Origin of the sequence: Gemella haemolysans (assembly GCF_012273215.1) — a bacterium.
Taxonomy (GTDB): domain Bacteria; phylum Bacillota; class Bacilli; order Staphylococcales; family Gemellaceae; genus Gemella; species Gemella haemolysans_A.
In genome coordinates, this window is sequence record NZ_CP050965.1 from 1,290,223 (window position 1) to 1,303,936 (window position 13,714).

Here is a 13,714-nt window from a genome sequence, read left to right on the forward strand (position 1 = left end):
TCATATGAACCTTGTTAAATTTTAGAACTTTTTAGTGCTTTTGGGGCAACCCCTTACAAAATAAGTTAGAATTGATTATCTAATAAAAGGAGATACAAAAATGAAATTAAATTCATTCGCTAAGTTTTCATTACTTAGTATTTCTATATTATTAATGTCACATCTTGCTATTTCTCCAGTAATTCCAAACCTATATAATTTTTATCATACTAATAACCCAAATATAGGTCTGGCTTCTATTGAGAGTTTAGCAACAATACCAGCTATGATGATTACGATTTTCGTTCTTCTTAGCAACGGTGTTATTAAATTAATCGGAAAGAAAAATACAGTTCTACTTGGACTGCTTCTTATCTTCATATTTGGTATAGTTCCAGCCTTTACAACTAACTTCAAAGTTGTTTTAATCAGTAGATTACTTCTTGGTGCTGGTATCGGATTATTCAACTCACTTTCAATCAGTATGATTAGTGATTTCTTTGATGAAGAACACCGTGGTACTATGATCGGATTAAGAACTGCATTTTTAAATATAGGTAAAGCTCTAACTACTTTTATTTCAGGATACTTACTAATCTACGGTATTCAATATACATTTTTAGTTTACGCTTTAGCACTTCCTATATTTATAATTTTCCTATTATTTGTACCGAATTCTGAAAATGTCAATAATAAAAAAGTTAGCATTAAGTTTCATAAAGAAACTATCGTTCTAACTCTTTTAACATTTTTAGTAGGAATCTCATACATGGGAGCAACTATTAAAATACCTACACTACTAGCAGAAAAATATCATTACCAACCAGATGTTGCTAGAAATCTACTTACAATCTTAGCTTTAAGTGGTATACTTTCTGGAGTCATCTTTGGTATTCTTGTTAAGAGATTCAAAAATCTAACTTTACCAATAATGTTAAGTTTCATGACAATTGGAGGTATATTATTTGCTTTAACAAACAATATTATTATCTTCTACATCGCAGCTATTTTTATTGGAATAAGCTTCGTAGGAACTATGTCATTCAACTTCTTCTACATTTCAAATAAGTTAGATAATAAATTTATCAACTTTGCAACAAGTGTAATTTTAGTTGGTGGAAATATTGGTGTTATCCTTACTCCTGTAGTGCTGACAAAAATACCGGAAGCCCTACACTTAGAAAAATATACAACACCATTCTTCATTACTACTGCTCTAATGCTAATTTCTACATTAGTTAGTTATGCAGTATTAAGAAACAAGAAATAAAATCTAAAACTTAAAAGGAGAACCTCTTTGATACTAATATCTCAGATGTTCTCCTTTTTATTAACTATTAAGTAGCTCTTTATTTTTCTCTAAAAATTCTTTTAATTCATTATCTGGTACTTGTCTTGCTAATACTAGTGTACGTAATGCAACATCATCTAATCTACAAGTACAAAAGACAGTCATATTATCCTCTCCAGAAATCTTGCTATTTTCTAGCCAATTCTTAGCTCCTTCTTTAAACAGCTTGATAAATTCTCCTTTTTTATCTGAAGTAGTTGGAATTTGATATAAATTTGTAAATTCATTTACAACTTTCACACCAGTTACTTCATAATAATACTTTCTTTCAGAAGTTTCCATAACAATAACTCTATGGCTATCAAAATAATCTTTTTTTCCAAACCAATTCATATTGTTAAATACTCTAGTATCTAAAGTAATTTTCTTTTCCTCGATTCCAGCTCTTGCATGCCCAAAAACCCATTTCACATCACTCTTAGTTAGATCTGGTTGATTCTCATAGTCCATGAAAACTGCTCCTATATATGGGGCAGGTTTATTATCTAAACCATATTCCAAATATTTAGAATTATTTGTTGTTTGTAACATCGGTTCTTTTAAGGAATCTTTTCCATCACCTGGTACATACATATAACCGATGACCTCTTTATTGATTGCCTTTAACTCATTAAATTTCTTTTCTAAGTATTCTTTCTCCGCTTTATCTACAACATATTTTTCTTCTTGTTTTTTAGTTTCTTTTTTATTTATTTGAACTTGAGACTCAGTAGAACTTGTACTTGAATTAAAATATGAGTAAGCTCCATACGAACCACCAATTAAAATAACAACTAGTAGTAGATATTTCAATATATTTCTTAATATTGATTTACTATTTTTCATAAAGTCTTTCCTTTCTAAAAATTATCTCTTTGTGTCTAAATTATAAATTAGATTATATCATATTTACATAAATTTCTTCAAAAGATTGTATTACTAGTTTGAAAATTAATTTTTATCCAGAATCATTCTTTTAGAATTCAAAAAAAGAGTGATTAAAAATCATTTGATATTTTAAATCACTCTTATTATGGTTTATTTTATTATTATTTTAAACTTGTCTAATATTTACAAAGTCAGTAGGTGGAACATTGTCTTTTCCTAAATCTGGTTGTCCAGCTGTAATTAGAATTAAATCTCCTTCTTTTGCTAAACCAGACTCTTTAGAAAAATTCGGTGCACAATTTAGCATTTCTTCCATTGATAGTGTTTTTTCTTCTATAAATGTAGTAACACCTCGTGTTAATGCTAATTTTCTAGCTTTTTGTTTAGTTGGTACTACTGCTAATATTGGAACTTTTGGTCGGTATCTTGCGATAAATTTCGCAGTACTTCCTGACTTCGTATAAGTTACGATATTATTTACATCAACAGAATCAAGAAGATATTTAGTTGATAATGAGATTGCATGCGCAATATTCATTTTATGATGTTTATATTCTTCCGAATCATCATCTTTTACTATATCTTGATTTTCGATGTAGGTAATAATTCTATCAACTGTCTCTAATGCTTCTTTTGGATAATTCCCTATTGCTGTTTCTTCGATTAGCATTATTGCATCAACACCATCTATAATTGCATTAGCTACATCAGATACTTCTGCACGTGTCGGTCTTGGATTATAGATCATTGAATGAAGCATCTGCGTTGTTAAGATTACTTCTTTTGTCGAATCATTAGCTTTTCTAATAATTTCTTTTTGGATACTAGGTAAATTTTGGTAAGGTAATTCCATACCTAGCTCATCCCTATTAATCATTATTGAATCTGCAAATTGAATAATCTCATCGATATTTTCATATGCTTCTTTACAATCTATTTTTACAATTAATCCAATATCTTTCTTCTCATTAGCTTGAAGTATACTTTTTACTTTTCTAATTTCATCCAAATTACTAACAAATGGGCAGGCAACAAAATCAACATCATTTTGACAAGCAAAATGAACATTGTTCTCTTCAATTTTTATAAGTTTATATTTACTTTCTGCATATATATGATCTAAATCATAAATAATTGCAGTATTTTTATTTAATTTTTCTCTTAATTCTTTAATTTTATTAATTCTAAAATCACACTCTTCTGCGCATCCATAATAATTATCGATTAAGATAGCATCTGCCCCATTTTCTATAATATATTCTAATAATTCTTCTGTACTGTTTCCTAAAGTTGCGATAATTTTTGCCTTTCTAGTCATAATATACCTACCTTATCTTTAAAACGTTTTCTTTTAAAAATATTATAACACATCAAATTATTATTTTCTAGATAATTTTTTAAAATTATAATCCTTGATTATTATAATTTCCTTAAACATTTTTTATTAACAATTTTAATCTATACTCTACTGACATTCTTAAAACAATTATTTTAACAAGTTTTAGAGTTGTATTTGAATATTATAATATCAATAATTATTCAAAATATAAAAATAAAAAAGAAACCGTACCTAATTAACTACAGTTTCTTTTTTTCTATATTTCATATGTTAATTAATCAATAATTCAATACATTAAATTATTATTTCTTTTTTAAGTGCTGCTACTCCTGATTCAAGATAATCTAAAAATTCACCAAATAAGTTTTCCATCTCTGCATATGAGTTTAAAGTATTTAATTCTTTTTTAACTTTCGCTCCACCTTTAATACCTTTCATGTAGTATGCAGCATGTTTTCTCATCTCATGTACAGCAACTTTTTCAGGTTTAATTTCCATAAGCCTTCTTAAGTGTAATAAACATACATCAATTTTTTCTCTTGGTGTTGGTTCTTCTGTTAATTCACCAGTTTCTAGATATTTTACAGTACGATATAACATCCATGGATTCCCTAAAGCTGCACGTCCAATCATAACTGCATCACAGTTAGTGTCATCTAACATTTTCTTAGCTAATTCTGGAGTCGTTACATCTCCGTTTCCTATAACTGGAATTTTAAGTTCTTTTTTAACATCTCGAATAACATCCCAGTTGGCTTTTCCACTGTACATTTGAACTTTTGTTCTACCGTGGATAGCTATTGCACTAGCTCCAGCGCGCTCTGCATTTCTTGCATTATCCATTATATAAATATGTTCATCATCCCATCCCATACGCATTTTTACAGTTACAGGCTTAGATACTGAATCTACAAGTCGAGCAATTACCTCGTATACCTTATCTGGATCAAGAAGTAATTTACTTCCAGCATCTACTTTTGTAATTTTTGGAACTGGACATCCCATATTTAAATCGATAATATCCGCTTCTGTATTTTTATCAACATACTTTGCAGCTTCTACCAAAGTATCGATTTCACCACCAAATATTTGTAAACTTAGTGGACGCTCTCTAGGATCAATATACAGCATATTCATCGTCTTTTTATTATTAAATAAAATTGCTTTATCACTAACCATTTCGGCACAAACTAATCCAGCACCAAACTCCTTAGCTGTTAGACGAAACGCAGCATTACATACACCTGCCATCGGTGCTAAAACTACTCTGTTCGGTATTTCAATTTCTCTAATTTTAAACATCTTCTATCCTTTCATTTTACAATTTTTCTTTATACAAACTAATTTTTTCTGTTATTTTGTCTAATGATTGCTTTATATTCTTACCATCAACATCTATATCTCCATACATTTCTACTAGTGGAGCTAGTACGAAATTTCTTTCATGAATATATTTATGAGGTACAATCAATCTATCATCATTAAAAACTAAATTATTATATGTAATTATATCTATATCTATCGTTCTATTTCCCCAGTGCTCTTTTCTAATACGCCCAAGTTCTAACTCTATCTTTTGAATAGTATCTAGTAGTTCATACGCTCCTAATGAAGTCTCTATTTCTATACACATATTTAGAAAGGTTTGATCAGCTACTCCACCCCATGCAGGTGTTTCGTAAATACTGCTTAGTTTTGTAATTTTAAGATTACTCGCTTCTATTTTTCTTAAAGCATCTTTTAAATACTGTTCTCGTGGCTCTATATTGGTTCCTAATGCTAGTATAATCATTATAATCCAAATCCTTCACGTGATGTTTCTACAACTACTCCACATTGTTCAAAATGATATTTTATAGGTGCAGCTGGTTTATTAATTTCTAGCTTAACATTTTCAATTTGAGGAAATTTTTCAAAAATATTTCTTAAAATTTCTCCAGCTAAGCGTTCTAATAAATTATACGTATTTGAAGTTGCAGTCTCTACCACTACATCCGCAATATCAGCATAACTTATGCTGTCTGTCATCTCATCACTGAACAACGCCTTTTTATAATCAAGCTCACACTCAATGCTAAAAATAAATTTCTGACCTAGTCTATTTTCTTCTTCAAATAACCCATGATTAGCAAATACTTCAAGATTATTTATAAATAATTTCGTCTTCATGATTAATATACCTCTCAATCATTATTTTGCTTAACTATAAAATTTTAACATATTTCGTCTTATTTCTCTAATGATTATACTTGCATATCAATAAAAAACGACTTTAAAAAAGATTTTATAACATCTCTTTTAAAGTCGTTTAAGTAAAATTCAATTTTTATTAATATTTTTACTGTGAAATTTGAAAATTTTTAATTAGTTTTTATTTCTTTTTCTTCCTAGAACGAATGCAGCAACTGCACTTAATCCAGCGAATAGAAGTGAATTAGAAGAATTTAATCCAGTTTTTGGAAGAACATTTTTCCCAGAGAAGTTTTCTCCTTTGTTTGTTTCCTCTTTTTTAGATTTAACTTGTTCAGTTGTAACTTTGCTACCTTGTTCAGCTCTTTCTTCCTTAACTTCTTTTGAATTAGCAACTTCTTGGTTTGGATTAGAAGCTACATCTTCTGAAGGTTTATTTTCTGAAACTGGTTTTACTTCAGTAGTTGGAGTAGACGCTGGACTTGTTTCAGGTGTAGTTGATACTTCTTTTTTACTGAAGTCAATTTGCACAACTACTGGATCGTGGTCAGAAGCACGTCCATGTTCTTCCATGAATGAAGCATTAATATGAACTGGAGAGAAGACTACTTTATCTTTAATATTTTTAGAAATTAAAATATTATCTAAACTTTGATTACTTCCACGGTAGAAGTATGAGTATCTGTCTCCTTGTTCATGTTCAGCCATTAAGTTAACAAGTTCATTTCCTACGATTGTTTTCACGCTATCTGAGAATTCGAAGTCATTGAAGTCACCAGTAAGAACAAATTTTAAGTTAGGATTTTGACGCAATCCTTCTTTAATGAATGCATTTAAGATTTTCGCTTCTTCTATACGTTTTGGTCTAGTATTTTCAACAGATGGTTGATTAGAACCATAAATTGCATCGTCACCTAATTTTGATTTTAAGTGGTTCGCAATTACTACGATTCTTTCACCTTTAAAATCAAATTCAGCAGCTAATGATTTTCTAACTTTTTCAAAGTGAACGCTAGTTGGATCAACTCTTGATGGATTTTTTTCAAGATGCCCATTAACGAAACGAGCAGCTTCTTCGCTTCCACCTTTCTCTTTACCGATTAATGTTACTCTATTAGGGTTATATAAGTAAGCTACCCTAATATTAGCTCCCGGTTTTCCACCGTCTTTTCCATCAACTGGAGCTATCTCAGTATATTTATAATCAGGTCCACCAAGACTTTTAATTCTTTGAGCTAATTTTTCCCCACTCTTAACTCCATCAACAGTTCCATCATTAACTCCACCATTATTATCTTGAACCTCAATAAGAGTTATGATATCAGGACTGTGAACTTCTTTTATAAATGAATTAGCAATCTTATCAACTTTCTCCTCTGGTGTTTCATCATGACCACTGTTATTTGCTGAGAAGTTTTCAATATTGTAAGAAGCAATTGTTAACTTATCTTCAGAAGGATAAATTTTAGATACTTCACGTTTTAATCCTCCATCTTGAATTGCTGGTACGCTAGATGGATCAATTTTATATGTTTTATTTTTATAAGTAACTACTCCTGTAATATTTTCATTAAAGTAGTCTTTTGCTTTTGCTACAAATTTATTCCCTACTGTAATAGGTAGTACTTCTGTATTTTGTACACCAGGACGAAGATTTACTCCACCGATGTTATTAAGTTTTTGACCTTTGTAGTCGCCTGGTAAGACATAAATATCACCTTTATATTGTGGCCCAGTAACTTTTGGTTTAGTCACTTCTACACGCATTCCCTCTAGACTTTCCCAATAATCTAAAGCTTCAGTTTCTGGATTATATTTAGTTGGTGTATTATCAACTATGTCTTTAGGCATTTTTTCAGAAATGTTTAATGCTTTTGGTAAATCCGCTTTCCCTAATTTTGTTATAGTTGCGTTAATAATTTGAGTAACTGTTAAACTTCCAGCTGGTTTTTTAAAAGTTTGACCTGGTTTTACAGAATATTCTTCCATATAACCTTCTTTAACAGTTCCTTGAACTTTTAATAAATCACCTGATTCAACTTTGTCTTTTGAAGCGACATATACCGCATCAGAAGTTTTTGGATTATTGTCTGATACTTTATCCTGAACATAGAAACCAGTTTTGTCAGTCTTAGTTACAACAACATTGTTTATTACTACTTCTTTTCCAACTAAAGGACTTTCATGGCTTTCACCTTGTACTTCCCCTATGTTTTTTACTTCTTTTGGAGCAGTAGTTTGAGGACTTGTTGTAGTCGCTCCAGTAGGTGTCACTTCATTATTTCCTGTAGTAGCCGGTGTAACTACTTCTGTTTTTACCTCAGCCGCAGAAACTTCATTGGCTTCAGCCGATAAATAAGTTGCACCTACTCCTCCTAACACTGCACTTGCTAATAATATTGATAATTTGTATTTTTTCACAATATGAACTCCTTGTATATAAGTTTATACTAATTATTTTACTATTAATCTAACTAATAAGCAACATCAATTGTTTACCCTTTTCAAAAAAATACCACTCAATAAAAACAATTATTTCCTAAACTTTGTTTTTATCGAGTGGCACCCTCATATAATATTAGCTATAAAAATTTTATTTTGATATTCTATGACTTATTAAATTTCTTTTTGAACATAGCAAGTGCAAATGATATAATAACTATTCCTATTACTCCTAAAAATACTAGCCATGTATTTTCTATACCAACTTTATCAGTCAGTACTCCATTAACTGATAATAATATTGCTACAATAATAGATTCGAAAGTATAGAATATTGAAACTACAGTTGTTCTGTTATCATCATTTTTTACTAAATATTTATGCATAAATATATTGACCTGAATACTCATCATAGTAAAGAAAATAATATACAGCATAAATAATAAAAACCTAGCATAAACATTCTGAATAAAGATAAACATTAATAACGTTCCAATATTAATAACTACAAATATATACAATACATGGAATTTTGATAACTCATTTGATAGTTTTTCATATATAAGACTTCCCAACATTCCACTAATAGAAATACCTACCCAAATATAACCAATTATATTAGTATCAAGCTTTTCAAATACCGCTTGCCATTGATTAGATGGTCCAAGATCTAAGATAGACGGAATAACGAAAAGTATCATAAGAAATACACTACTTTTCACATATAATGTTTCCTTCAGTGAGTTTTTAACCGTTCCAAATGATCCTTTTAGTTTCTCAATCGATATTTTTTGTGTAATTTCTAAGTTTTTCATAAATAAAAGTGTAATAAACAGCGAAATAATAAAAACTAGCATACTTAATATTATTGACAAACTTTTATAATAAACATACACATATTTAGCACTTATAAATCCTGCAATTGCTGAGAAAAATAATGCATACAGAGAATTTCTAGAAAGAACTTTATCAATATTTACCTCTTCATTATTTTTATTGCTTACATTTACTAACCAACTTGTTAGTGTTCCAGATTGAAACGATTCTGCAATTGCGGATAAAATCGCAGAAATATACAGTAAAATTAAACTATTGCTAAGCAATAATATTAAACCAACAACCCTAAAAACTGAACTAAGAAGAATACTATTTTTTGCCCCGATATTATCAGTTATTGCCCCGCAAGGCAGTTCTGTCATAAAAGAAGCTAACCAAAAAATTGATAAATACAACCCTACTTCAGCGAAAGAAAAATTCTTTGCTAGTAAGTAAATATATAAAATCGGATTAAAGAATGCTGTTGCTACTGTAACTAATATATTATATAGATAATAAAATTTAGTATTATTCATCTTTTTTTCCTACAACCTTATATATTCTTCCATAATTATCCCTATCTAAAAACTTATAGTCAACTAAGTATCTTCGAATAAGAGAATAATCCGAATGAATCTTCTTAATCGCTTCGTTTAATTCCTTTTCTGTAAACTCTAGTGATTTTTCTTTCAACATCTCTAAAACTATTTGAAGAACAAGAATCTTATTTTTTTCTTTTTTTGGTATTGTTATCAATTTATCATTCTTAAAATATTTTATTTTTACTTCTTCCATAGCACGCTTTCCTTTCAAATTTAAATTTTTATATACTATTATATACCAAATAAAATAAAAAACAAGTATAAAATTAACCTCTAACACAGTTTGTACTATGTTAGAGGTTTTGCAACCTAGTTTACTATTTATTTCTATTGCCCTAAGACAAAAACATCTTCAGCTTCTCTTTCTTCTTTCTTAGATCCTTTACTTAAAAATGAAATTTTATTAGCTATAATCTTAATTCTATAGTGGGTCACTCCGTCTTTATCTTTATAAACATTATTGTTTAAAGTACCCACTATATTGAGTAAACTTCCTTTTTCGCAGTATTTGGCTGTATTTTCTGCGATTTTACCAAAAGCAGTAAATTCGAAAAATTCAGTATCATAGTTCCCTTCTTTATTCTTAAAATCAGACTGAACTGCAATAGTAGCTTTAATATAACTTACTTTTTTATCACTTTCTTTTAATTCTGGTTTTTTTACTAATCTTCCTATTAAAATTACTTGATTTAACATAATTTATCCTCCCTTAAAATAGTAATCTAGATTGCTATGAAAACATTAGGAAGATTATCTTAGTCTTATTTATTGATTAAAGTAACAAAAACTTCGCCATCTTTCAAAAATTCTGCATTAATATAATTATCACCATCAAAATGTAATACCTTACCTGGTTCTACAATATGAATTTCTTCATCGTTTAAAAACACTTTAACTTCACCTTTGACACAAGTAAATACTACTAAAGCTTCTGGATGATTATGTTTAGGAATAACATCGCCTTCTTTCCCTACTTTTTTTACTAATTTAAATCTATCATGTTTTTTTAATAAACCTGCTTCTTCAAAAATTATTCCTACGCTCATATTAATTCTCCTTTATACTATATTAATATTTATTATATTTAATTTCATTATACTCCTTTTCTGCTTAGAAAACAAATGAAATTTATAACGTTAAAATTTTCTATCATAAGTTACTATTCTAAATTTTATGAGTAATACCTTCATTATAAAACACCTCAAAAATAAACTAATTTTTGAGGTATTTCTCTCTAGTATTCTATGACCTTTGATTAATGCACAACTTTCTTAGTAAGAAGGAATAAGTGGTGTGATTTCTCACTTCGATTTTCACATTCACTTACAGGGCCCTTTTACCAATCGGTGCTGTATTTGATTTGAAAACATTTCCTACTGCCTTAAAAGCGTTACTTATCGCTGCACCTGCCGCCTTAACTTTTCCAGAAACAAAACTTCCAAATTTTGCACCTTCTTGTAATGGTGTTTTATCCATACGTTTAAATCCTTCCGCGTAATAATAAGCTTTTTCTCTTACTTGCGGAGACATTTTATGAGCATCTCTATACACACCTTTTATAAATTCGTTATTAACTTCTCTATTAAAATAACCTTTTCTTTCATATCCTATATCATGAGCTCGACATAAAGCATCTAATGCATCTACTGGCTTTGGACCATTAACAATATCTCCATGTCCAGGTCCACAATAATGCCCATGTAGTTGATTTAGCTTAGCTCCTGTTCTTGTTTTTATAGCATATCTTGCAATTGCTATAGTTGGTAATTTTGATATTTCTTGTGGCGTAGCAATCTTTGTCTTAGCATTAACTGCTTTATTCGTAACATTTTTTTTTGATATGTTAGTAAGTTTAAGATTTTTCTGGGGTACAACTGATTTTTTAGTTAAATTAATTTTATTTGTTTTTCTTAAACTATTAACTTTTGAAGTTCCTTTTATAGCTGTTTTATTTTTTATACTGACAGCTTTATTCGATAATTTTCTATTCTTATTTTTTGAAATTACTTTTACTGAATTATTTTTCTTTGTACTCTGAATAGCACTCGTACTCGCTTTTTTATTTATAGAAACTTGTTTCCCTTTTGAATTTCTATTTGTTTGACCTTTTTGTGAAACGTTCCCTTTTAAATTAGAAGTTTTTCTTCCTAAGCTTACACTAGTCCCTTTTGAACTTGAAGTTTTTCCTCCTAAGCTTACACTAGCCCCTTTTGAACTTGAAGTTTTTCCTCCTAAGCTTACACTAGCCCCTTTTGAACTTGAAGTTTTTCCTCCTAAGCTTACACTAGCCCCTTTTGAACTTGAAGTTTTTCCTCCTAAGCTTACACTAGCCCCTTTTGAACTTGAAGCTTTTCCTCCTAAGCTTGCACTAGTCCCTTTTGAACTTGAACTTCTGCTTCCTTTTGAACTTGAACTTCTACTTCCTGAGTGCGCACTACTTCCTTTTGAACTTGAACTTCTACTTCCTGAGTGTGCACTACTTCCTTTTGAACTCGAACTTCTACTTCCTGAGTGCGCACTACTTCCTTTTGAACTTGAGCTTCTGCCTCCTGAATGCGAACTACCACCCTTCGAACTTGAACCTCGTCCTCCTGAACTTGCACTACTTCCTTTTGAGCTCGAACTACTTTTTGCAAAAGCTTCATGTTTTACATCTGTTATTGCAGCTGCTCCACAAAGAATAGTAGTTAATGCGAATATTGTTAACCCTTTTTTCATACTGTTATCTCCTTTTTAATATGTAGATTTAAGAAAACTATTTTTTAAATAGTTCACTTTAAAAGATACTATATCATAATAATATTTTCTTTTCAATAAAAAATATATCTCAATAAATTTAATTTTAAAAGATATTAATATCTTTTAAATAGCGATTGTCTCTAAATAATTGTATATTTTTCAAAAATATGGCAATTAAATTTTTCTATATTTAAGACAATAAATAATTAATCATTTAAATCTACATAACTTTGTTACCTTACTAAAAAATAATATTTATATATTCTGTACATTATATATCTTTTTTTATTTTTATCATTATTAATAAATTTCTTATTAAAAATATAAAAAAACTTAATGTATAATATCATTAAGCTTCTTTAAAATCAGAATAAGTATATATCCCTTTTTCTTTATATTCTATCGCAAATCTAACTATTTCTTTCCCTAATATCCCTACTTCAATAGGACTATATTTTTTAAATTTCCTACGTAGTATAGGCTTAAGTACTGGAGATAATTTAATGAAAAAATCTTCCATCACCCTCTTATCAGCTCTCTTAGCAATTAATAATGACGGTCTATATATTCTCAAAGTTCCTAAATTCATTTTTTGTAATTGTTCTTCCAATTCTCCTTTTAAAGAAGAGTAGAAGCTTTTAAATCTGCTATTTGCTCCAACTGCCGATACAACATTAAAACTCCTAACTCTTCCTTCACAAATTTTCGCGAAGTTAATTGTGTAATCCAAATCTATTTTGCGTTGATTTTCCTTAGTTTTGGCTATTTTTATCGTTGTTCCAAGACTTGCAAATACATCTGCATCTTTTAGAATGCTTGTATCAAAATTTAAATTTTCAAAATCAACTATTATTTTAGTTAATCTTTCTTCATCAGCTAACTTGTCTATTGACTGCCTTCCAAGAATATATACTTTACTATAAAAGTCATCTGCTAAGATTTTTTTTAATATTTCTTTACCTACAGCACCTGTAGCTCCAATGATTACCGCCGTTTTCTCCATTTTATCGCACCTCTAGAAGAATAATGATATTAAAGCTAAAATAGGTAATCCACCTTGCTTTAATATTATTTTTTTATCACTTGTTAAACCACCATATATAGCAACTAGTATAATATAAACCAATAGCAATCCTACTATTTCTTTAGGATTTTTTGATATAAATGTACCATATAATAATGCTACACCTAATAAGCCATTATAAATACCTTGGTTTTTGAATAATATGTTTAAATTCGGTCTTTTCAATTCTTCTTTTGATATATTAAATACTCTACTTGTACTGTCTGAATCTGTTGCAAAAGTTTCTAAGTACATTATATAGAAAAATAGCACTGCTACTAACACTGTTAAAATGGTTGATATTATATTCATTTTATACCTCTTTC

Annotated in this window: 14 protein-coding genes; 1 reads left to right on the forward strand and 13 read right to left on the reverse strand. The window is 29.2% G+C overall.

From position 1 onward, the window contains the following. Positions 1-100 precede the first annotated feature (100 nt). Positions 101-1,249 carry an MFS transporter gene (locus FOC48_RS06135; protein ID WP_003147134.1) on the forward strand — a complete coding sequence of 383 codons (1,149 nt, stop codon included), beginning with the start codon at positions 101-103 and terminating at the stop codon, positions 1,247-1,249. 60 nt (positions 1,250-1,309) lie between these two features. On the opposite strand, the gene srtB is transcribed toward FOC48_RS06135, so the two are convergent. From srtB to FOC48_RS06200, 13 genes are all read right to left on the reverse strand, one after another. Further along, the gene (srtB, locus tag FOC48_RS06140; protein ID WP_003147135.1) at positions 1,310-2,155 is read right to left on the reverse strand and encodes a class B sortase, LPKTxAVK-specific; all 846 of its coding nucleotides are present in this window, start codon (positions 2,153-2,155) and stop codon (positions 1,310-1,312) included. Positions 2,156-2,363: 208 nt separating this feature from the next. Further along, positions 2,364-3,515, reverse strand: a complete 1,152-nt coding sequence (locus tag FOC48_RS06145) for a pyruvate kinase (RefSeq protein ID WP_003147136.1) — start codon at positions 3,513-3,515, stop codon at positions 2,364-2,366. Between the two features lie 315 nt (positions 3,516-3,830). Beyond that, a complete protein-coding gene (gene dusB / locus FOC48_RS06150) occupies positions 3,831-4,838 on the reverse strand; it encodes a tRNA dihydrouridine synthase DusB (RefSeq protein WP_003147137.1) in 1,008 nt (335 codons plus the stop codon). Positions 4,839-4,854: 16 nt separating this feature from the next. After that, on the reverse strand, positions 4,855-5,328 hold the full coding sequence (gene folK, locus FOC48_RS06155) for a 2-amino-4-hydroxy-6-hydroxymethyldihydropteridine diphosphokinase (protein ID WP_003147138.1): 474 nt from the start codon (positions 5,326-5,328) through the stop codon (positions 4,855-4,857). Next, positions 5,328-5,705, reverse strand: coding sequence for a dihydroneopterin aldolase (folB, locus tag FOC48_RS06160; protein WP_003147139.1), 378 nt, complete (start codon positions 5,703-5,705; stop codon positions 5,328-5,330). The genes folK and folB overlap by 1 nt, the downstream gene beginning before the upstream one ends. A 195-nt stretch (positions 5,706-5,900) precedes the next feature. Next, the gene (locus FOC48_RS06165) at positions 5,901-8,147 is read right to left on the reverse strand and encodes an endonuclease/exonuclease/phosphatase family protein (RefSeq protein WP_003147140.1); all 2,247 of its coding nucleotides are present in this window, start codon (positions 8,145-8,147) and stop codon (positions 5,901-5,903) included. A 185-nt stretch (positions 8,148-8,332) separates the two neighbouring features. After that, positions 8,333-9,520: an MFS transporter gene (locus tag FOC48_RS06170; RefSeq protein ID WP_003147141.1), complete on the reverse strand. Its 1,188-nt coding sequence runs from the start codon at positions 9,518-9,520 to the stop codon at positions 8,333-8,335. Next, positions 9,513-9,779, reverse strand: coding sequence for a DUF2087 domain-containing protein (locus FOC48_RS06175; RefSeq protein ID WP_003147142.1), 267 nt, complete (start codon positions 9,777-9,779; stop codon positions 9,513-9,515). The genes FOC48_RS06170 and FOC48_RS06175 overlap by 8 nt, the downstream gene beginning before the upstream one ends. A gap of 134 nt (positions 9,780-9,913) precedes the next feature. After that, entirely contained in the window at positions 9,914-10,282 is a 369-nt protein-coding gene (locus FOC48_RS06180) for a single-stranded DNA-binding protein (protein WP_003147143.1), read from the reverse strand. Positions 10,283-10,347: 65 nt separating this feature from the next. Then, entirely contained in the window at positions 10,348-10,632 is a 285-nt protein-coding gene (locus FOC48_RS06185) for a cupin domain-containing protein (RefSeq protein ID WP_003147144.1), read from the reverse strand. 277 nt (positions 10,633-10,909) lie between these two features. Then, complete coding sequence (locus tag FOC48_RS06190) at positions 10,910-12,304, reverse strand: phospholipase A2 family protein (RefSeq protein ID WP_172497770.1); 1,395 nt, start codon at positions 12,302-12,304, stop codon at positions 10,910-10,912. Between the two features lie 370 nt (positions 12,305-12,674). Then, positions 12,675-13,328, reverse strand: coding sequence for an NAD(P)H-binding protein (locus tag FOC48_RS06195; RefSeq protein WP_003147148.1), 654 nt, complete (start codon positions 13,326-13,328; stop codon positions 12,675-12,677). A gap of 12 nt (positions 13,329-13,340) precedes the next feature. Continuing rightward, complete coding sequence (locus FOC48_RS06200; RefSeq protein ID WP_003147149.1) at positions 13,341-13,700, reverse strand: DUF1304 domain-containing protein; 360 nt, start codon at positions 13,698-13,700, stop codon at positions 13,341-13,343. Positions 13,701-13,714: the final 14 nt, after the last annotated feature.

Bases quoted from the DNA above. Each gene is read 5' to 3' on its own strand.
- FOC48_RS06135 (WP_003147134.1), top strand. From the start codon at position 101: ATGAAATTAAATTCATTCGCTAAGTTTTCATTACTTAGTATTTCTATA.
- srtB (WP_003147135.1), bottom strand. From the start codon at position 2,155: ATGAAAAATAGTAAATCAATATTAAGAAATATATTGAAATATCTACTA.
- FOC48_RS06145 (WP_003147136.1), bottom strand. From the start codon at position 3,515: ATGACTAGAAAGGCAAAAATTATCGCAACTTTAGGAAACAGTACAGAA.
- dusB (WP_003147137.1), bottom strand. From the start codon at position 4,838: ATGTTTAAAATTAGAGAAATTGAAATACCGAACAGAGTAGTTTTAGCA.
- folK (WP_003147138.1), bottom strand. From the start codon at position 5,328: ATGATTATACTAGCATTAGGAACCAATATAGAGCCACGAGAACAGTAT.
- folB (WP_003147139.1), bottom strand. From the start codon at position 5,705: ATGAAGACGAAATTATTTATAAATAATCTTGAAGTATTTGCTAATCAT.
- FOC48_RS06170 (WP_003147141.1), bottom strand. From the start codon at position 9,520: ATGAATAATACTAAATTTTATTATCTATATAATATATTAGTTACAGTA.
- FOC48_RS06175 (WP_003147142.1), bottom strand. From the start codon at position 9,779: ATGGAAGAAGTAAAAATAAAATATTTTAAGAATGATAAATTGATAACA.
- FOC48_RS06180 (WP_003147143.1), bottom strand. From the start codon at position 10,282: ATGTTAAATCAAGTAATTTTAATAGGAAGATTAGTAAAAAAACCAGAA.
- FOC48_RS06185 (WP_003147144.1), bottom strand. From the start codon at position 10,632: ATGAGCGTAGGAATAATTTTTGAAGAAGCAGGTTTATTAAAAAAACAT.
- FOC48_RS06190 (WP_172497770.1), bottom strand. From the start codon at position 12,304: ATGAAAAAAGGGTTAACAATATTCGCATTAACTACTATTCTTTGTGGA.
- FOC48_RS06195 (WP_003147148.1), bottom strand. From the start codon at position 13,328: ATGGAGAAAACGGCGGTAATCATTGGAGCTACAGGTGCTGTAGGTAAA.
- FOC48_RS06200 (WP_003147149.1), bottom strand. From the start codon at position 13,700: ATGAATATAATATCAACCATTTTAACAGTGTTAGTAGCAGTGCTATTT.